General features: G+C 34.0%; 18 protein-coding genes and 4 pseudogenes. 18 read left to right on the top strand and 4 right to left on the bottom strand.

Annotation, left to right across the window (positions count from 1 at the left end):
* The first annotated feature begins 17 nt into the window (after positions 1-17).
* The 4 genes from VK90_RS07530 (at position 18) to tnpB (ending at position 3,236) form a co-directional block, all read left to right on the top strand.
* On the top strand, positions 18-833 hold the full coding sequence (locus VK90_RS07530) for a hypothetical protein (protein ID WP_197088200.1): 816 nt from the start codon (positions 18-20) through the stop codon (positions 831-833).
* A 360-nt stretch (positions 834-1,193) separates the two neighbouring features.
* On the top strand, positions 1,194-1,655 hold the full coding sequence (locus tag VK90_RS07525) for a hypothetical protein (protein ID WP_048371677.1): 462 nt from the start codon (positions 1,194-1,196) through the stop codon (positions 1,653-1,655).
* 32 nt (positions 1,656-1,687) lie between these two features.
* Positions 1,688-1,972, top strand: coding sequence for a hypothetical protein (locus VK90_RS30140; RefSeq protein WP_048371675.1), 285 nt, complete (start codon positions 1,688-1,690; stop codon positions 1,970-1,972).
* A gap of 142 nt (positions 1,973-2,114) precedes the next feature.
* Complete coding sequence (gene tnpB, locus VK90_RS07515; RefSeq protein WP_048371672.1) at positions 2,115-3,236, top strand: IS200/IS605 family element RNA-guided endonuclease TnpB; 1,122 nt, start codon at positions 2,115-2,117, stop codon at positions 3,234-3,236.
* 189 nt (positions 3,237-3,425) lie between these two features.
* Here the strand turns inward: tnpB and VK90_RS07510 are convergent, their stop codons facing one another.
* The 4 genes and pseudogenes from VK90_RS07510 to VK90_RS28210 all read right to left on the bottom strand — a co-directional run.
* Entirely contained in the window at positions 3,426-4,106 is a 681-nt protein-coding gene (locus tag VK90_RS07510; protein WP_048371670.1) for a DUF1266 domain-containing protein, read from the bottom strand.
* Between the two features lie 12 nt (positions 4,107-4,118).
* Positions 4,119-5,417: a J domain-containing protein gene (locus tag VK90_RS07505; RefSeq protein ID WP_048371668.1), complete on the bottom strand. Its 1,299-nt coding sequence runs from the start codon at positions 5,415-5,417 to the stop codon at positions 4,119-4,121.
* On the bottom strand, positions 5,414-7,117 hold the full coding sequence (locus VK90_RS07500) for a molecular chaperone HscC (RefSeq protein ID WP_048371666.1): 1,704 nt from the start codon (positions 7,115-7,117) through the stop codon (positions 5,414-5,416). Before VK90_RS07500 ends, VK90_RS07505 begins: the two co-directional genes overlap by 4 nt.
* 593 nt (positions 7,118-7,710) lie before the next feature.
* Positions 7,711-8,010, bottom strand: a pseudogene (locus VK90_RS28210) (MFS transporter); the annotation flags it as partial.
* 76 nt (positions 8,011-8,086) lie between these two features.
* Between VK90_RS28210 and VK90_RS07495 the strand changes: the two are divergent.
* From VK90_RS07495 to VK90_RS30560, 14 genes and pseudogenes are all read left to right on the top strand, one after another.
* Positions 8,087-8,338 (top strand): hypothetical protein, encoded by a 252-nt coding sequence (locus VK90_RS07495; RefSeq protein ID WP_048371664.1) that lies wholly within the window; start codon positions 8,087-8,089, stop codon positions 8,336-8,338.
* A gap of 61 nt (positions 8,339-8,399) precedes the next feature.
* Entirely contained in the window at positions 8,400-9,026 is a 627-nt protein-coding gene (locus tag VK90_RS27565; RefSeq protein ID WP_053081366.1) for a TNT domain-containing protein, read from the top strand.
* Positions 9,027-9,042: 16 nt separating this feature from the next.
* Positions 9,043-9,288 carry a hypothetical protein gene (locus tag VK90_RS07485; RefSeq protein ID WP_048371662.1) on the top strand — a complete coding sequence of 82 codons (246 nt, stop codon included), beginning with the start codon at positions 9,043-9,045 and terminating at the stop codon, positions 9,286-9,288.
* Between the two features lie 95 nt (positions 9,289-9,383).
* On the top strand, positions 9,384-9,872 hold the full coding sequence (locus VK90_RS28205) for a DNA/RNA non-specific endonuclease (protein WP_331457087.1): 489 nt from the start codon (positions 9,384-9,386) through the stop codon (positions 9,870-9,872).
* Positions 9,873-9,893: 21 nt separating this feature from the next.
* Positions 9,894-10,349, top strand: a complete 456-nt coding sequence (locus VK90_RS07475; RefSeq protein WP_048371657.1) for an immunity protein YezG family protein — start codon at positions 9,894-9,896, stop codon at positions 10,347-10,349.
* 629 nt (positions 10,350-10,978) lie between these two features.
* Positions 10,979-11,134, top strand: a complete 156-nt coding sequence (locus tag VK90_RS28200) for an HNH endonuclease (RefSeq protein ID WP_082147841.1) — start codon at positions 10,979-10,981, stop codon at positions 11,132-11,134.
* A 1-nt stretch (position 11,135) separates the two neighbouring features.
* Positions 11,136-11,702 carry an SMI1/KNR4 family protein gene (locus VK90_RS07470; protein WP_048371655.1) on the top strand — a complete coding sequence of 189 codons (567 nt, stop codon included), beginning with the start codon at positions 11,136-11,138 and terminating at the stop codon, positions 11,700-11,702.
* 72 nt (positions 11,703-11,774) lie between these two features.
* Entirely contained in the window at positions 11,775-11,963 is a 189-nt protein-coding gene (gene hfq, locus VK90_RS07465; protein WP_048371653.1) for an RNA chaperone Hfq, read from the top strand.
* Positions 11,964-12,518: 555 nt separating this feature from the next.
* On the top strand, positions 12,519-13,688 hold the full coding sequence (locus tag VK90_RS07460) for a serine hydrolase domain-containing protein (RefSeq protein ID WP_048371651.1): 1,170 nt from the start codon (positions 12,519-12,521) through the stop codon (positions 13,686-13,688).
* A 243-nt stretch (positions 13,689-13,931) separates the two neighbouring features.
* The gene (locus tag VK90_RS07455) at positions 13,932-15,464 is read left to right on the top strand and encodes an alpha/beta hydrolase (RefSeq protein ID WP_048371649.1); all 1,533 of its coding nucleotides are present in this window, start codon (positions 13,932-13,934) and stop codon (positions 15,462-15,464) included.
* 589 nt (positions 15,465-16,053) lie between these two features.
* Positions 16,054-18,483, top strand: coding sequence for a SpaA isopeptide-forming pilin-related protein (locus VK90_RS07450; protein WP_048371647.1), 2,430 nt, complete (start codon positions 16,054-16,056; stop codon positions 18,481-18,483).
* A 658-nt stretch (positions 18,484-19,141) separates the two neighbouring features.
* Positions 19,142-19,318, top strand: a pseudogene (locus tag VK90_RS07445) (IS6 family transposase); the annotation flags it as partial.
* An 80-nt stretch (positions 19,319-19,398) separates the two neighbouring features.
* Positions 19,399-19,582 (top strand): annotated as a pseudogene (locus VK90_RS31200) (hypothetical protein).
* Between the two features lie 49 nt (positions 19,583-19,631).
* Positions 19,632-19,817: pseudogene (locus VK90_RS30560) on the top strand (alveolysin); the annotation flags it as partial.

The following is a 19,817-nucleotide window of genomic DNA, read 5'->3' as shown; positions in this document are numbered from 1 at the left end:
AAGGAGAAAAAATGAAAATGAGTAGTGTATCTATACAAGAAAAAATTAATGAATTAAATAGAATAGAAAGAAGCTCAGAGCATTATTTAAATAAATATAATGAAATTTTAAAATCTATAGTAAGTTTAAAAGAAATATACACTGTAGTTAGTAGAAATACAACAGATGAAGAAGTTAAAGATAATAAAGGGAAAATATTCTTTGGATTAAATAATAACATGCCTACAATGTGGCTTTTTTCAGAAGAAAAAATAGCAAAGGAATATGCAGAGTATTACCAATTTAAGAGAAATGACATATATTTAGTAAAAAAAGTTGAATTCCAAGAGTTACTAATAAGTTCTTATTATGCAATGTTCTCTGGTATATACCAAGTCATTATTGATGAAGGAAGAGATTTCTTAATCTGCAACATATATGATTTGGTAAATGAATGTTTTGTAAAACATGGTCAACCTCCAGTATTAGCTAAAAGTGAATATGCAATTATGAATGTATTAAATAGTGTAAGATTCTGCGATGATAAATTGTGGATTGTTCCAAGTAAGGATACAATAGGTGAAGAAATAATACTAAATAAATTTGTCCCAGTGGTAGAAGAAGATTATATTAAAGTTTTTGTTAGTGAAAAAGATTGCAAAAAGTATTCTAAAGAGCAAGGAAATACAAATGAAATTGCAATAGATATGAATATAAGTAGCTTGCAAAATATAATAAAAGTAACTATTGATAATAATATTAAAAATGTGAGGTTTTTAATTAATGATAGTGAAGTTAAGATGAGTACTACTAAATTATACAATATATTACAACGGATGAATGGAACAGAGTAGTAGATAAAATTAAAGGTAATTTAAGTTAATGAAATTAAAGAGTTTTAAAACATTCTGCCATTTAAATGACTTTTGCTCTAAATGAAAGATGTAATGAAAAGAAAGAATAATTATATATTATAGCTAAGAATAGAACCAATGTTTCTAATGGAAGAAGCATTGGTTCTATTTTTATGTGAAAGAAATTGAGAGGAGTAATAACAATGTGTTTGAATGTAGCAAGAAAAATAGAGATATATTCAAACATAAAAAATAACTGCAGAAAATCTATATCCCAAGCTGCGGCCAGTAGTAGCTTGGGATATACCTGTAGAACATAACTAGTGACTTGAGAAGAAAACGACAGCGTTTTTTGATGGGGTGAATCTGAAGAGTGGTGCTAAATATAATCATAGTATGATAGAGAATCCTGGGCTTTTAGCTGAAATGAGGGGAAATCCAGCATCAAACTTTCCAGCAGGAAAATATAATGTGAAAATTTTGGATGAAGATACAACTTTATATCGTTCAGGCAAAAAAGGAGGATTAACAATTCCGGGAGAAGAACAAAATGCGCTTGGACAGTGGTTTACAAGAGAAGCAGCGGAATCAGTTGCAAAAGTACGGATAGATTCTGCGGTTAAAGCTCAATGGATAGATCCTAAAACAGGTGTACTGACAGGTACCTCGCCAATAGAATCAACATACGCAATAAAAATCCCTAAAGGAACTACAATATATGAAGGGCTGGTTGGATATCAAGGGGGTCATTACCTTGGTGGAGAAAATTGTAATCAAATTTTTATTTCGGAACCATGGAAGATTAATGGAGTAGAGCCTTAAAGTGAAACACCAATAAAACAGGAGGTATGATAGTGAGTTCAAGTAAGTTAGTAATAGATAAATTAGAAAAACTTTTTAGTGAATTGGGTGTAATATTAGAGGGAAATAAGAAAGGTGATATAGATTATCAGATATCTGAAGTTAGATATGTAATTAATATTTTAAATGAATGCCAAAATAATAATTATATAGACTTTGATGATGTTATAAATGAAATAAAATTAATTTATAGTAATCTATATCCACCAAGAGGCGGATTATCTGATTTCTTTATCATTTTAGCCAAGAAGACTCCTTCCTCAAGGAACGCGAAGTGAGTAGGTGGGAGATGAATTTGCTTCGGACAATGGATGGCAGGAAGCCATCTTAATTGTTCGACATATATAAAGTGTTACTTCACTACCTACCGAATATATGTTTGTTGTATAATAGAAGCATATCGAAATGGAGGTGAAATGAATGATAATCAATAAAGCATATAAATTTCGTATCTATCCAAATAAAGCACAAGCGACCCTAATCAATAAAACGATTGGTTGTTCTCGTTTTGTATTCAATCACTTCCTATCTCTATGGGATCATGCATACAAAGAAACAGGAAAAGGTTTGACATATGGTACATGCTCTGCCAAAATTCCTGCCATGAAGAAAGAGTTTGTTTGGCTAAAAGAAGTGGATAGTATTGCGATTCAGTCGTCTGTTCGCAACCTCGCGGATGCTTATACACGCTTTTTCAAAAAACAAAACAGTGCCCCACGTTTCAAATCTAAGAAAAACAACGTACAATCTTACACCACAAAACAAACAAATGAAAACATTGCCGTCGTAGGAAACAAAATGAAATTGCCAAAACTAGGTCTTGTTCGATTTGCCAAAAGTCGTGAAGTAAAGGGACGTATTTTAAATGCTACAGTTAGACGGAACCCCTCTGGTAGATACTTTGTGTCATTGTTAGTTGAAACAGAAGTGCAAGAACTTCCGAAAACAAATTCTTACATTGGAATAGATGTGGGACTAAAAGATTTCGCCATTTTGTCAGATGGAACACCCTATGAAAACCCGAAGTTTTTTCGATCGTTAGAAGAGAAGTTGGCAAAAGCACAGCGTGTTCTTTCTAGAAGAATGAAAGGATCTTCTCGCTGGAATAAACAACGAGTAAAAGTAGCTAGAATTCATGAATACATAGCAAATGCTAGAAAAGATTACTTGGACAAAATCTCAACTGAAATCATCAAAAACCACGATGTTATTGGTATAGAGGATTTGCAAGTATCGAATATGTTAAAGAATCATAAGTTAGCAAAAGCGATTAGTGAGGTATCATGGTCACAGTTTCGAACTATGTTGGAATATAAAGCAAAGTGGTATGGCAAACAAGTCATTGTCGTATCGAAAACATTTGCTTCAAGCCAATTATGTTCTTGTTGTGGATATCAAAACAAAGACGTTAAAAATCTAAACCTACGTAAATGGGATTGCCCTTCTTGTCATACACATCATGATAGGGATATTAACGCAAGTATCAATCTAAAGAATGAAGCGATAAGGCTTCTAACCGCAAGGACTGCGGGGTTAGCCTAATAAATTAGAGTTCGATAGAACTCTTTACTTAGGAATCCTCCACTTCTAAACGAAGTGAAAGTGGGGGTAGTTCAAGTTATTAGAAGTGGATTCTCTTAAGTTTATCAAATACCTCATATGTAAATAAAATCCCAGGAAAACATAGTTCCTGGGATTTTTTATTAATTTGGTTAAGAAGCATAGCATGATTTAACTTAAATCTTTAAGTAGATTATTTTCCCATGGAACAACACTCAATAGAGTTTTTTTATAATCAAACAAGTGCGATACGTAATTAATATTATACTTATCTTTATTTATGAATTCTATATCATTTGCGTTAAAGTGGCTGCCGATACGAAAGGCGTTAAAATACTCGTGCCAATCTGAATAAGAATGTTGTGAAAGTTGTGCAGCCTGTATCATAAAGTCCTTTGCTTCCCGTTTTGATAAATAACCGAGTCTTCTACCGACCCGACATAAACAGATACACCATGCATAATCAAACGCTGCAATTCCGGAATCCGTCAAAATATGTAATCCGTAATTAGCGATATAAAGTTTTTCATAGTCAGGATGGTCTTTCGATAATTGCTTCCGCGCTGCCTCGGAAAGAGGAGTCAATTGATGGCGTATACGATTAAATTCCTGCCGTGTTCCTTCTTCTAAAAACCAAATGATTTTCTCTTTTAACTCCTTTGAATTTTCAATCTTCCATGTCCATAACACGTTCTTCAAAAAACGTTTCCCAATAAGGCGGTCTCTGATAAGGGTGAATTCATATCGGGTAAAGTAGTTTGTAAGATAAAAACAATTCAAAGAAACGGAAGACAGACAGCGGAAATATAGTTCGAGCTGTTTCTCTCGTTTTCTTTTATATAAAACAGGCATTCTGTCTCCTCCTTATGCTAATGTTTTAAGCCTAACGAATTTCCATGCTTCCCAAATAAGTGGGAGTAGGAGAAGTAATGCATATTTAGATGGTAGTGGGGTCAAAACAATAAGAATCATAAAGATCAAATAAACCCAGGTGCGGCTAATAAATAGAAATAAAAGGTATAGCGCATAGCCGATAATAAACTTCGTATTTATTTCTTGTTTCTGTCTCTTCTCTGGAATTTCAGTGTGAATTCGAACACTGTATGAAAAAAATTCTGCACGCTCTGGATAATGCTTTACCACATCCAACACCCTAGTGGTTGCAGTTTCTATATCACCTGATTCGAACGAATACTTCACTATTAAGAACTGTGCGTCCATATGCTCCGGCTCAATCGAAAGTAGATGCTCACAGTCCTTGATAGCATCTGCAAATTGCCCGCGGTCATAGTAAATCTGGGCCCGATACAGTAAACCATCTGGGTCATCCGGGCAAATGACAAGTATGTCATTGAATGATTGTAACGCACGTTCTTTATTTTCGATGCGCAAATAATAAATGCCCTGCATGCGTAAAAGTTCCGGATCTTCTTGATAAAGCTCGTATGCAAAATCGAGTGCACTTTTTGCCGCTTCTAAGTTATTATTCATAAGTGTGAGCTGGACTTCCTCACGTAAATGAAAATACGCTTCAAAATCTAAATCATCACTTTTCTTGAAAATATCATAACGCATTTCCTTCTCGCCACTCATTCTCTCTAGCAAAAATTGTACCGTTTCTTCACCGTATTCAAACTCTAACTCCTCTTTTTGCTCACTAAAGCGAAATACATTGTCGAGAAGTTCCCAAATCGAGCGGGGGAAATGGTAATGATATTGTAAAAATTCTATTAATCTATCTTGAATCACTGCCGCATGTTCTACGTCCCATATCACATCGGAACTTAATAAGTCTTCCCAATTTTTCGGTTCGATTCGTGCAAAGAAATCGTTATACAGCGTCTCGATTTTTTCCGTAAATGCGTGAACGGGATGTTCTGAAACGAGAGTAGCGGTAAGTTCAGCATCACCATCCATCCATATAGGGGATACAGGATGGATATAGGAATTCCCTTCGTTTTCATCTGTTTTTTCTAGTTGAGAGGGAGGTGCGGTCTTCATTTGTTTTGCGCTTTTTATCGCTTTATCAAATGCTTCTCTCAGCCTCTGATATCCTTCAGGATCGTCTTCGGGATGATAGATTTTTAGAAGTTTTGCATAAGCCTTTTTAATAGCTGCAGTATTATCGGTAGGCTCAATTTCTAACGTTTCCCAAATGCTCATGAATGACTGACCCACCTTTCAATATTTTCTAAATGCTCTTTTAATATATGAGCAGCTTCTTTCACTTTTTTATCATTTTGCGTTGTGAGCGCATTTTCAAATTGCTGTAACAAGATAGCGACTTTCTGGCGTTCGTCACCGAGTAATTCTTCATAGAGCCGTTCACCTTTTGCGAGCAGCAATCGGTTTTCGGACCGGTCTCGTGGATGAATTTTAATTTCCTTCAATTCTAGTAGTCTAGCTTCAATTTCTTTTTCTGTAAGATTTCCGGCATTTTGTTGGATAATTGCTCTTTTTTTCTCTCCAGTCGTTGTACTTATTACCTCGACTTCGAGAATGCCATTTATGTCATATGTATAACGAATGTCAATCGCCTCTTGTCCAGCAGGAGCAGGAGGGACTTTAATTTTAAGTTCGCCAAGTTTTAAGTTATTTTTAACCAAGCGGTTTTCTCCTTGATAAACATCGACAAGTATGGAGTGTTGTCTATCATTGACAGTATAAAGTCGTTCCACTCGACTTACAGGAATCGGTGTATTTCGTTCAATAATCGGGAAGAAGTATCCGGATTCTTGTTGTCCATTTCCTAACGCTTGAACAACACTAGTTCCTAACGTATATGGACAAACATCCGTTAAGATAACTTCTTCTAGTGCTTTGTTTCGTTCTTTTAAAGCAACTTGAATCGCAGCACCTAAAGCAACCGTTTCATCAGGATTAATATTCGCATGGGGCATGCGTCCGAACATTTTAGAAATGACGGATTTGATAAGCGGCATCCTTGTCGCCCCGCCAATTAGAATGACAGCATCTAAATCCTTAGGGTTTAGCGACGCATCGCGAAGTGCGCGTTCAATCGGATAGCGAAGCCGTAAGAGAAGCGGGGTTACTAATTTTTCAAATTCACTTCTGTTAATGCGAGTTTCATACGTCTCATTATGAATAACGACTTTCATAATCGCGGCAGGCTCATTACATAATGTAAGTTTGCAACGTTCTGCTTGTGCATAAATTAAAGATAGCGTTTTTGAGTCAAGGGAATCGGAATCGAGTTGGTGTGACTCTAAAAAAAAGGACATGAGACCGTTTGTGAAGTCTTCGCCTCCAAGATAATTATCGCCGGCGATCGATTTAACATCCATCACTCCTTCAAATAATTCCAAAATGGACACGTCAAATGTTCCGCCGCCTAAATCAAATACAAGAAATTTTGTCTCTGCCGCTTCCTGATACAGTCCGTAAGCGATAGCAGCTGCCGTTGGCTCACTAATGAGACGTTCAACTTTTAATCCAGCAATTTCAGCAGCTCGTTTTGTCGCTTTGCGCTGAGCATCGTTGAAATAAGCAGGTACGCTAATGACAGCACCAGTAACCGCTTCGTTTAAATAAGCTTCTGCATCTTGTTTTAAAGATAGAATGATAAAAGATGAAAGTTCTTCTGAAGAAAATGTATACATGCCTAACTCGTATTTTTTCTCTGTTCCTATAAATCGCTTAAACGTTGATGCTGTAACGTGCGGATGGGTAATCAGCCGTTCTTTGGCGATGCGTCCGACTAGAACTTCACCGCTCTCGTCAACGCTGATGACAGATGGTGTAAGATATTCGCCAAATGCATTTGGGATAAGGGCTGCACCATGATCCGTCCAATAGGCTACTAAACTATTCGTTGTTCCTAGGTCAATTCCAATCGTTACCATAATAATCTCCTCTCGTTTTTTCTCCATCATACTATATATTATTATAATAACATATAGTATGATGGAGAAAAATGGAATCGTAGGGTTTTATTCCTTGAAGGAAAGGGGGAGAAACAGATAGTTTAGTAGTATTGAGCTTGTTATAAATAAAGAGGTATAAATTTATCAGAATGTTTTTACAAACATGGTGAAATTTTATGTAAAGGGTGGTAAAGAGGTCAGATGATAATTGGAATTATATGTTTGATTTTAGGAATAGCGTTAATTTGGATGAGTGGAGGGGGACTTTTATTATTGGTGCCTGGCATTCTGTTTACAGTGGCGGGCGGTGTTATATGTGTGATTTTTAGACGGTTAGACAAAGAGAGAAGAAGATTAAGTAAGAATGGTTAGAAGTTACATATTGTATAGTTTGTGCTTACATAATTAGGCGGAAGCATCAAGTCTAAAACATCTCTTATATTTTATAAATTATAAAAAAGAACCCTAAACTTCTCGTTTTAGGGTTCTAATTATGAAAGAATCGTTATTCTATATGACTAGTTAACAAATAGACAATATATCTATTTTGTCGCTTCTCGTCCTTCTAATATTCAGTATAGAGATAAACTGAAAAGGGCAATGAGTACGAGAATGAATAGGATATTGCTAAACATGGAAACGTCCGCATTGTTTGCAATTCCTAGGAAGCTTTGGCGCATTGCGGAATGGTCCATCATTGCTGCTGTAAAGGCAATACCGATTGACATCCCGACATTGAGTGTTAAATTATAAAACCCGATTGCTGTTCCTGTTTTTTCTTTCTCGATTGTACAAATGCAAGAATCAAGTAATGGTGCATACATGAATGCAAATGAACTAGAGAATAGAACCATAGATATGACGAATACAATGGAAATTACCAATGTCCATTGTATATTTGGAGGAATTTGGATTTATAAAAGAAATTAAATAAGTAGGAGGTTTAGAATGAATGTTAGTGAGTTAAAAACTAGATTGGATGAATTAGGAATAGAAGAACATGAATACAACTTAGGTGATAAATCTATTGGTGAATTGGAATTAGGTATATTAAAAGAAGAAAAAGTATGGAAAGTATATCAATCGTTAGAGAGAGGTGGAATGAATATTATAGATACTTTTGAAAATGAAAATGATGCTTGTGAATTGATATTAAAATATTTGATAATGCGAAAGAATCGAAGAGAGAGAAGAAAATAATGTTTTTCTCCTAAAAAATACCTAGCATTCACCATAAAGCGATAAAATCATTTTATGATGAATGCTAGGTATTTTTTGTTCCGAATTAAAACAATTAACTTGTACGACAGATGAATTACATGCTTACTTAAATAATATTGACAGTAAGTTAGCAGAAGAAGTGGAGAAAACAGGGAAATGGCCAAAAGAAGTACAAATTCCAAAGAATTCTGATGTCTTAAGGGCTGATGGACACATTGATTGGGGGCAAGTACCAAACGGCGGCTATGTTGTAAATAAGGATGGGAAAGTTATGAAGGATGAGTATACACTAAAAATAGGTGAAGTTATTGACCGATATGGGCCGTCAAATGGTACGTATACATCACCTGTGGTAAATGGAAAACCTTATAGTTACGGCGAGAGAGCTCTTCCGTATTTGGAAGATGTGAGCAAATACCATCAATATGAGGTTGTAAGTGATTTCTCGAATTTAAAAACCTATATTGATAATTGTAGTGACCCTACACTAAAAGCACAGGTAGATGCTGCTATTCAAAAGTACTATTGTGGTGATTATAGCAAATTAAAAGCACAAATTGGAGAGATAGCTCCAGGTTTTGGGACAATAAAAGGGGGAACACAAATACAACTTCCTTTAACAGTCGAACAATTAGAAGGATTGAAATTATTGAAACAAATAAAATAAGGAGGATAATTTTAATATGACAAGGGATGAGGCAAAACGAATCCTATCAGAAGAAGGATTAAAATATTATAACTGGTTTCATGAAAAGGATGTGGATCCGGATGAGGTTCTAATTTGTAAAGAGGATAATAGGTGGGGTGTTTGTGCAACTGATGAGAGAGCGAGTATTGTAGAAACCTCAATTGCTCATTATGGAAATGAAGAAGAGGCATTGGATGATTTTATTAAACGAGTAAGATTGGAAAAGATATTAAAGCCATGAAGATAAAAGGTTGAATTAATTATTTTTTAAATATAGTTAAAAAGCAATAACCCGAAATTAATTTCAGGCTACTGCTTTTTAAGTTAGTCCTCAAAATCATCAAGGTTATAAGTTTTTTCTCAATAACCCTTCCAGCGTTAACAAACGGAAGAAAAAATAGATTAAAGCCTGATATTAGGTATAAAACAGGAGAGTTTGACTATTTTTATGAAACCGATAGTCTTGGAAGAATTGAAAAACTTGAAACAGATAAGCTACAATTAACTGAAAGAGAGAAGAGATTATCACATAGTAAAAATACACCTGGTAAAGTAAAAGGACAAGACCATGCAGGGCATTTGATAGGTGATAGATTTGGAGGATCACCTAAAATTGATAATTTGGTTTCGCAATTATCTGATGTTAATTTGAAGCAATATAAGAAGATTGAAGAAGAATGGGCTAAAGCTTTGAAAGCAGATCCCCCTAAAGAAGTAACTGTTGATGTTGAAATAGTTTATTCTGGAAATGATATGCGCCCAAAGGAATTTATAGTTAATTATTCTATTGATGGTAAATGGGAATTTGAAGTTATTGAGAATTAATCTAAGGAGTGAAAATGTAATATGAAAGAATTTGAAGATAAGTTTAGTGAATTGCAATCAGATATGATAGCTATATGTATGGAATTTGTTGAAGATAGAGCCGATAAAGTATATGTTTATGCTTCACGTGAAGAAGGTATTACTTCAGGTAGATTCTTTTATTTAATTAATAATAAGTATGTAGAGCCTCATAAAGTGAATGATGCATTGGAGAATGGGGATGAAAGATATGATGTATCTCCAAAACGAGGGTTTACGGTATTGCGTATAATATGTGAAGACATCAAAAAAATAAAAGAATTGTGCAAAGAATATGAACGAGACATGCCAACAGAGATGAAATTAATATATGATGTTAAGAGTGGCGAGTTTAAAGCTGAGTATAAGTATGATTTAGTATATACAAATGACGATGTTAAAACGGCTGGGCATATTGCTAATGAGTGGTTTGAGGAAGTGAAAAATAATAACCTTTAAAAGGTTTACAGTAATAGTTATATCTAAGTTGAATGGATAACTCATGGTGGTTATACCATCATGGGGTACTATGTGCAATGATAGAATAGAAAACGAAGTACAAGCTTAGGCGATATGATATTTTATTGTGCGGCGGGTACAAAGACATGGAGTGTATAGTAAACTAACGAACTCGTACAAACTCGTAAGTTCTAACGTATTACTTGTCATGACATATGAAGGGTTTCATACTGTTACTAGAAAAATTACAAAGTTATGCTGCATAAAACCAGTTGAATTTAAAGCACTTGATTGTCTACGATAGACGACGAGTGCTTTTTTGTTTAAGCATGAAAAGTGAAAAGAGCGTTATAATTTTATAAGTGCACTAAGGGTACGGGTAATCCTAGAACAAGGTTACCGAGAAGTGATGGTCACTGGAAAGGTGAGCCAGGTAATGGGAAATGGTATTCTGATAAAACTGAAGTTAAAAGTATAACGAATGGTGAAGGTGTAGCATTTATTGATGGTAGACCTAACTTCACACCTTGGAGTAAAGGTTCTATAAAATTTAAAGAAGGTATGTTAGATGGCTCTAATAATGATTTCAATTTAGTGTATGAATAAATTATGCAATTAAAAGGGTTTAAATCAAAGAATTAAAGAATCAAAGAAAGGCCCGGTTAAAAGAAAAAGGGTTAACACCTCACCATAAAAGTTCTACTGAAATTGAGTTAATTCCAACAGATTTCCATGCTAATATACCACATATAGGTTCAGCATCAAATTTAAGAGGAGGAAAATAAAATGAACAAAATAATAAAGCAAGTATTAAATGAAATAATTGATTCGGAAATGATAGTCTCAAAAAAAGAAGATGCATATAAGTCAATCGAAACAATTGAACGAATATATGGTGTAGATTTACCATTAGACTACAAAGAGTTTTTGCTTGAATATGGAGGGTGTTTTATTAAAGATAATAGAATGTATCAGGCAATTGAAGTTACCCCTGTAACCCTCGAGGATGGTTTTGATTCGATAGGTGGCTTTTATGGTATTACTAATGATGCCTATGAAATTGAATCAATCATTCAAACTTATAAGGATATTTTAGGAAGTATTGTAATGCCTATTGCAGATGCGGACGGGGGAGATTTAATATGTATAGGCTTAAAAGATAAATACAGGGGTAAAATTTATTATTGGTATCATGAAGGTGAAACAATAGACGAAGATGGAAAAGAATATTATTATCTTATAGCAAACTCTTTTGAAGAGTTTATTTTAAAATTTTCAATTCATGAAAGAAAAAAAAATGTGAATTTAGATGACATCGAACTCTTTTTAGACGAAGATTTATTGAAAGATTAAATAATATCCAACAGTGAAAAGCAGCAGGTATTAGAAGAAAAGTAAATACAATCAAACCAGGGGGCGCATTTCATGTTTAATTTACAAGAAGATATGTATGAACAATTGAAAGAGAAAAAAGGGGAAGTCACTGTATTTTTAAAAAATGGCGTTCCAGTACGTGGGCAGATTCTTGCAACAGATAAATTTACCATTCTAATGATGGTTCATGGTAAGCAACAGCTAGTCTATAAACAAGTCATTTCTACAATTGCTACGTAATACATACTGTATGTAAATATTTCCCGATATTATATTATTACTATATAAACTATAATATAAGTAATTCTTTTTATTATTTATATTTTGTTATTTCCTGTTGCAGAATCCTTATTATAAGGATTCCTTTTTTTGTATCAAGAATCTACAAAAAAGAGATAAGATCGGAGAGTATGATCTTATCTTTGGCGTACCACCACACTGCCATCAACCTAAGAATTTTATAAGGCCCCAAAACAAAAAAATGTACATTTTCCCCTGAAGATGTACATTTTTTCGTTTTGGGGTATTTGCTTTTCTTAGCTTGATGGTGATGGAGTGACAACTTTGTAATCTTCTTGTAAGGAAAATAGATATTTAGAATCTTCCGTTTATTATAGAGTGAAAGAGCACAAAGTTAATTTTACCCCGCATTAACGGGCAGTAAGACCCACACGGATTAAAGTTTCACTTTATTGTTGTTTTTTTGTCATTGGTAGAGATGATAGCTGTGTGGTTAGTATGAAACAGCAAGCAAACAACCAGCGATACAATATGAATAGAGGAGAGGAATGCCTTATGAAAACACGTAGTCAAATTACATTTGCAAGTCTTACCCTTTTAATAGCTGGAAGTTCCCTGTTATACACAACACCAAACTCAATTGTAAAAGCAGAGCCCACTCAAAATGTATCTAGTTCGTTACAAACAAGCACCCAACGAGATCGTAATTCCGTCAAACAAGCAATGCGGGATACATTGCACCTTGGATTCCCGGGGATACTTGCTAAAACTTCTGAGGGTGGAAAAACGTGGGGTTATGCCGCTGGGGTAGCGAATCTGAGCACCAAGAAACCAATGGAAACAGATTTTCGCTTTCGTATTGGCAGCGTGACGAAGACATTCACCGCAACGGTTGTACTTCAATTAGCTGGAGAGAACCGCCTGAATCTAGACGACTCCATTGAAAAATGGTTGCCTGGTGTCATTCAAGGAAACGGATATGATGGTAAACAGATTACTATCCGGCAGATATTGAACCATACAAGTGGTATCGCTGACTACTTAAATTCAAAAGACGTTGATCTGATGAATACAAAAAAAACATATACCGCTGAAGAAATAGTGAAGATTGGGCTTTCTCTGCCTCCAGCCTTCGCCCCTGGAAAGGGCTGGTCTTATTCAAACACAGGATACGTATTACTGGGTATCCTTATTGAAAAAGTAACCGGAAACAGCTATGCGGAAGAGATTGAAAATCGAATTATTGAACCGCTTGAGTTGTCTAATACATTCCTACCTGGCAATTCAAGCGTTATTCCAGGCACCAAGCATGCCCGTGGATATGTCCAGCCAGACGGAGCAAGTGAGCTAAAAGACGTTACTTATTATAACCCAAGTATAGCTAGCTCGGCTGGAGAGATGATTTCTACTGCTGACGACTTAAACAAATTCTTTTCTTCCTTGCTCGGTGGCAAATTACTGAAGGAACAGCAACTAAAACAAATGCTTACTACAGTTCCTACAGGATATGCTGAAATCAGCGGATATGGTCTTGGAATCTATGAAACTAAGCTTCCAAACGGTGTCTCGATATGGGGACACACAGGTGGCATTCCAGGGTTTATTACTCTTGTTGGAGGTACACTTGGAGGCAAGCATACGTTGACCATCAATTTGAACAGTACGGGTAAAGCTAACAGTCCTGATCCTTTTGAAAATATTTTATTTGCTGAATTTAGCAAGTAAGCAAAAAGGAAAACAGGATAATTTTTGTCATAGCTTTTATAGGGGTCACATCCACTCAAAAAATCCAGTCATAAAAAAAGAGGGAGAAGGCATCTTTTATTGAAGTTTGTTTATAATAGCTTTTTAACCTGTTAGAGGGGATCGTAAAGTAGATTAATAATTTCTTTGATAATTTTTATTTTCCTTATAGTACTTGGCATGCTGTATTAAAAAATTTTAATTTTGAAAGGAGAATCAATAAAAATGAGCACGAAAAAAAGAATAGGGAATAAGTTATTACTTGTCAGTGCAATTTGTGCGATAACTATTCCTTCAGTTTCATTTGCGGAGGAAGTAATTTCACCTAAAAATTTCACGAGTTCTTCAAGTTTGTATGAGGGACGGAATACGGATGTATTGAAAACAAGTTTATATCACGATACATATAATAATCCGTTCAATTACCAATTTATTTCGACATTAAAGGAAACAAACACAAATATAAAAAAAATAGACAATACTGATGATGAAAATCCTATTATATCTACTACCCTTTCATTTATCCGCTATATGAATAGTGAGGATTATAAATCTGCATATGATTTAACCTCACGATCATTACAGAAAATAATATCCGAAAAATGGCTGAAGAGCTATTGGAAGGGACTCCCTGCGCAATTACAAGCAGGTTCTTTTATGGGAATTGGAGAGGTAACACAAAAAGAGACAAATTCCGTTCATACAAATGTAGAGATTAAATTAGTTTTTGAACAATCTACTGTACCTTTACTAATTAAACTAGATCCATCTGGAAAAATAGATGATTTTCAACTTAGCATGTCGTTTAGTCCTGTTTCAGAGCGTCCATCATATAGTAAGCCTGAATCATTTGTTGATAAAGAAGTAGTAGTTGGAAGTGGTGCGTTTCCATTACCAGGAACATTGTCTGTTCCGAAGGGAAAGGGTCCTTTCCCAGCGGTTATTCTTGTTCAAGGATCTGGAGCAACTGATCAGGATGAAACAGCATTTGCCTTAAAACCATTTCGCGATTTAGCTGAAGGTCTTGCCTCGAAAGGAATTGCTGTCCTTCGCTATAATAAACGAACTTATGAACATGGATTGAAAACACAATTTAGTCCTTTTTATACAGTTGATAAAGAGACAACAGATGATGCTCTTCTTGCGACTCATTTTCTTCAAAATGAACCTATGATAAATAAAAATCAAATTTATATTCTTGGTCATAGTCAAGGTGGAATGATGCTTCCGAAAATGATCGAAAAAGACCAAAATCAAAATATTGCTGGTGCAATTGTGATGGGAGGACCAGCTCGTACGATCCAAGATGTTGTTTTAGATCAATTTGAGTATCTTTTTTCTATTGGGGCAATGAAACCGGATGAATATAAATTTTACAAATCACAATTTGAATTATTAAATGATCCCAATTTCTCTAGTCAGAATCCTCCAAAAGATTTTTATTTAGGATCACCATTATTTTGGGATTCTATCCGTAAAATTAAGGCAGCAGAAATGTCAAAAGAACAAAAGACACCGCTACTTATTATTCAAGGAGAAAGAGACTATCAAGTTCAATCAAAAATCGAAATTCCTCTTTGGAAAGAACAATTAAAAGAGCGAGATAACGTTGATTATCGACTATATCCAAAGTTAAATCACTTCTTTACAGAAGGAGATGGGGAATTAAGTAAACCCGATGAATATTATAGTCCTGCTAATATCCCTGAGTATGTTATAAATGATATTGCTGCTTGGGTGCAAGGAAGATCGAAATAAAATTAGCAACCATATTTTTTAATAGCCATTTTCAGTTCTTAAGATAGAATCATTTTTAATAAGAGATATATAATTATATTATGATGTAAACAACTATAACGAACGGAGTAAAGTTTCTTATTCAAATACTTTAGATTCTCATATCAGGGGGCACCATACATGCCCATCAACTTAATATTTGGAAGTATACCCTAAACGAAAAAATTCGTTTGGGGTATTTACTTTTCTTAGCTTGATAACGATGGGATAGCACCACATCGCCATCAAGCTAACAAATAATTATACCCCAAAATGAAAAAAGTGAACTTAATTATCATAAAAGGTTAATAACTCGTGCAAAAAGAACGGGGTATTTACATACTTAACATACATATTAGTTTTTTTAATTAAGGCCTTTTTTAGGAATTTGTATATAGTTAATATGTTTAAAAGCCTGAAAAATATTGAAATGTGTAAGTTATTTGACAATTTTGACAAGGGTGTTTAATATTTGTAATTTTTTGTTTTATAATGATAATCGGGTTGATCGTGAATGATTTAAATATCTCGATAAATACTCGGATTAATTTATTTTAGGGAGGTTTCAAAATTGGGGAAAAGAGTTATTATAAGAGTTTTTACATTATTATCAGTACTGGCATTATTCCTTAATGTGTTTTTACCAAGGGCTAGTGCAGAAGTTATGACTCATGAAAAGTATTCGCTGGACTGGAGTTATAGTAATCAACTAGGAAAGTATATTAAAACTGAAATAATTAAAAATTCAAGTGGTCAGATTGCATATTGCTTAGCTCTAGGATTAAAATCACCTAGTGGAGAAGATCTACCTGAAATGGGGAAAACAGATAATATGGTATATCGGGTATTATTAAATGGTTTCCCACAAAAGAGTGTAGAACAATTAGGGGTTGCAAATACAAATGAGGCTCATTATGCAACGCAACTAGCCGTTTGGAATGCTTTAGTTCAACTTGATGTAAATGAGTTAAAACATACAAATAAAAATGTTGAGAAGGCAGCTAAAACTATTATAAATGCTGCTAACAAAAGTGAAGACACACAAGATATCTTTATGAATGTCATTCCGGCTGAAAAACAAAAGGCAGAATTAAAGGGAGAATTTTTTGAAACAAACCTATATACAGTACAAACAAACGCTAAAGGTGGTTCTTATAAGGTTGTAACAAAAGATGCTCCTAATGGCGTTAGAATTATTAGTGAAAATGGGGAGGTGAAAGATCAGCTTGCGGTTGGAGAAAAATTCCGTATTCAAATTCCTAAAAATACAAAAACAGGTGAATTTAATTTAAGTGTTGCTGCTAATTTGAATAAAGTGCAAGCAATTGCTTATCGCGGTACTGATACTGTTCAGAATGCTACAGTATTACTAGAAAGAAATGAAGAGAAGCTTAGTAGTGACCTTGCAGTAAATTGGGAAGCTGCTGGTTCTTTAAAAATTAAAAAGGTTGGAGAAAATGGGGAAGTATTAGCTGATGCAGTATTTGAAGTCTTTAATGCAAATAATGAATCAGTTGGAAAAATCACTACTGGTGCTGATGGTACTGCAGAATTAAATAATCTACCAATTGGTACTTACACAGTAAAAGAAATTAAGGCACCAACAGGTTATGTTTCAGATGAAAAAACACAAACTATTGAAGTTAAGACAGGAGAGACAGGAGCTATTCAAGTAGTAAACAACAAAGTAAAAGGTAGCATTGAAATTAAAAAACTTAGCGATTCAGGAAAGGTTTTACCTAATGTTGAATTCACAGTTTTCACCGAAGATGGAAAAGAAGTGGAAAAAGTAGTAACAAATGAAGATGGAATTGCTAAAGTTGATGGTCTTACGTATGGTAAATACTATTTCTTAGAGACAAAAACACCTAATGGATATGTTGGAAATAAAACGAAGTATCCTTTTGAAATTAAAGAACATAATAAAACACTTACTTTTACAGTGGAAAACACAGAAGTGAAAGGGAGTGTAAAATTATTAAAAGTAGATAATGAAGATATCAGCAAAAAATTAGAAGGTGCAGTATTCGAGTTAAAAGATACAAGTGGGAAAGTCATTGGTGAATATAAGACAGATAAAAATGGTGAAGTTAGTGTCAAAGATTTAGCGCATGGTAAATATTCTTTTGTGGAAAAGGCTTCTCCAAACGGTTATGTTCTTGTTACAGAACCAATTGAGTTCGAAATAAAGGAACATGGGAAAATTATTGAGTTATTAGCAGTTAATCATCTTATCAAAGGTAATCTAGAAATTACAAAAGTTGATGTAGCTGATGGAAACAACAAGCTTCCAAATGCAGAGTTTACTATTTATAATGAAGCTGGAAAAGAAGTAGTAAAAGGAAAAACAGATGATACAGGTATCGCGAAATTTGAGAAGTTACCGTATGGAAAGTATACGTACAAAGAAACAATTGCACCAAATGGTTATGTGGTAAGTGAAGAAACGTTCTCGTTTGAAATTAAAAAAGACGGGGAAATTATTAAACATGTAGTAGAAAATAAAAAGATTGCAGGGTTATTAGAAATCACAAAAGTAGATGTAGCAAACGGTAATAATAAGCTTCCGGGTGCAGAATTTACTATTTATAATGAAGCTGGGAAAGAAGTAGTAAAAGGAAAAACAGATGATACAGGTATTGCGAAATTTGAGAAGTTACCATTTGGAAAGTATACGTATAAAGAAACAATTGCACCTGTAGGATATCTTATAAATGAAGAGATTTTCTCATTTGAGATTAAAACAGATGGTGAAATCATCAAGCATACTGTAAAAGATCAAAAGAAACCCGTTACACCTGGTACAACTCAAAAACCAGAAGATAAAACACCAACGAAAGAGCAAGTAAAAGAACAGCCACAGCCTAAAAAAGAAATTGAATCTAAAATTGGATGGTTACCGCAAACAGGTACTAACCTTACAAGTTGGATTTCAATGGCAGTTGGAGCATTGTTAGTGGTTATTGGTGGAGTAATATTCTTAAAGCGTAAAAATGCATAGAAATTAAAAAATAAGTACACCTACTTGTTCAAATAAGGAGGTGTACTTATTTATTTTCTATAATATAGATCAAATAGATGGAACTCTTTGAACTACTCACCACTTAACATCTTTAAGGAATGATTGAAGTGGGAGATTTCGAGCTGCTTTTTTTCAAATTTGTTTATTTTGTATTTTGATGAAGGAGTTAATGTAATGGGTCTTATTCGCTATAAAAACGCAAATAAAGATATATACAGGGTTTACACGCGTTTTTAGGAAAAATGAAAAGGTTTCTCGTGTATGGAAAAATCCTGTTACAATAGAATGGAGTCGAAAGACCCTTTTTTAACAAAGAAAATAAAATTTCACGTACCGTAATGTTTAATAAAAAACAAAGTATCCAGTCAATAGTCTACATTTAATTTTATGCCTAATTAATCCGTTAAATGGATAATGTATTATTTGTTTTGGATACTACCTCATGTAAAATGGACATTTCATTTATATTTTGAATAGATTTCTTGCGAAATATGTACTTAGAAAAGTATTTAAATTTTTATGTGATACGATAGTTACATATGCATTCAAATGATAAAAGGGGATAAAAAAAGTGAGGGACTTACAAGATGAACACTATGAACAACTAAAAATAGAAAAAAAGAATATTACTCTATTTTTTATTAAAAAGCGAGTTCGTTCGATGTTAGGATTAAAATCCTTTCGCATAGCTACATCCATTATTTCTGGAATAGAAGCTATGCATATGGTAAAAAAAGGGAAACTTGTTTTACTGGACAAGTCTGTCCAAAATCAAGTGAAGTTCATCCATCAACTATTCGGAATGGCTGCTTAAGACTAGATTCCAATAGGAAACTTTTCGCCTCTTTATATCTTTCCTAAGTATTTGCACCAGACCCCTTGCTACATTCTTATATGCAATATTGCATATAAAATATATTGCTATAAGTATAAGTAATTACTATAATGAAAGTATTAAAATTTACCACATCTTAATACGAAAAGAGGAGGAAATAATATGGAAATTGCAATGGCAGTTTTGAAATTTGTAGGTGGAGTAATTCCATTCGTTCAAGAACTTTTAAAAGTATTTATGTAAGTTTATTATTTGGCAATCATTTATAATATCATATCAAAAAAGGAATGGGTTGATTTTTTTGAAAATTAAGAAAAATAACAAAGGAATAAAATTACTAGCATGTTTATCAATTGGCTTATGCACTTTTAATTATTCTTCTATTTCTTTTGCTGAAACACATACAAGTAATTCAGCTGATGCAACAAAAAAAGCTATTAACATTGATACTGGTATAGGAAATCTTAAGTATAATAAT

The sequence above is a fragment of the Bacillus sp. LK2 genome, from assembly GCF_001043575.1.
Classification (GTDB): Bacteria; Bacillota; Bacilli; order Bacillales; family Bacillaceae_G; genus Bacillus_A; species Bacillus_A paramycoides.
Note: the sequence above shows the minus strand (reverse complement) of the source record. Positions and strands in the feature narration are given on the sequence as shown.

Bases quoted from the DNA above. Each gene is read 5' to 3' on its own strand.
- VK90_RS07530 (WP_197088200.1), top strand. From the start codon at position 18: ATGAGTAGTGTATCTATACAAGAAAAAATTAATGAATTAAATAGAATA.
- tnpB (WP_048371672.1), top strand. From the start codon at position 2,115: ATGATAATCAATAAAGCATATAAATTTCGTATCTATCCAAATAAAGCA.
- VK90_RS07510 (WP_048371670.1), bottom strand. From the start codon at position 4,106: ATGCCTGTTTTATATAAAAGAAAACGAGAGAAACAGCTCGAACTATAT.
- VK90_RS07505 (WP_048371668.1), bottom strand. From the start codon at position 5,417: ATGAGCATTTGGGAAACGTTAGAAATTGAGCCTACCGATAATACTGCA.
- VK90_RS07500 (WP_048371666.1), bottom strand. From the start codon at position 7,117: ATGGTAACGATTGGAATTGACCTAGGAACAACGAATAGTTTAGTAGCC.
- VK90_RS07495 (WP_048371664.1), top strand. From the start codon at position 8,087: ATGAATGTTAGTGAGTTAAAAACTAGATTGGATGAATTAGGAATAGAA.
- VK90_RS27565 (WP_053081366.1), top strand. From the start codon at position 8,400: ATGCTAGGTATTTTTTGTTCCGAATTAAAACAATTAACTTGTACGACA.
- VK90_RS07485 (WP_048371662.1), top strand. From the start codon at position 9,043: ATGACAAGGGATGAGGCAAAACGAATCCTATCAGAAGAAGGATTAAAA.
- VK90_RS07475 (WP_048371657.1), top strand. From the start codon at position 9,894: ATGAAAGAATTTGAAGATAAGTTTAGTGAATTGCAATCAGATATGATA.
- VK90_RS07470 (WP_048371655.1), top strand. From the start codon at position 11,136: ATGAACAAAATAATAAAGCAAGTATTAAATGAAATAATTGATTCGGAA.
- hfq (WP_048371653.1), top strand. From the start codon at position 11,775: ATGTTTAATTTACAAGAAGATATGTATGAACAATTGAAAGAGAAAAAA.
- VK90_RS07460 (WP_048371651.1), top strand. From the start codon at position 12,519: ATGAAAACACGTAGTCAAATTACATTTGCAAGTCTTACCCTTTTAATA.
- VK90_RS07455 (WP_048371649.1), top strand. From the start codon at position 13,932: ATGAGCACGAAAAAAAGAATAGGGAATAAGTTATTACTTGTCAGTGCA.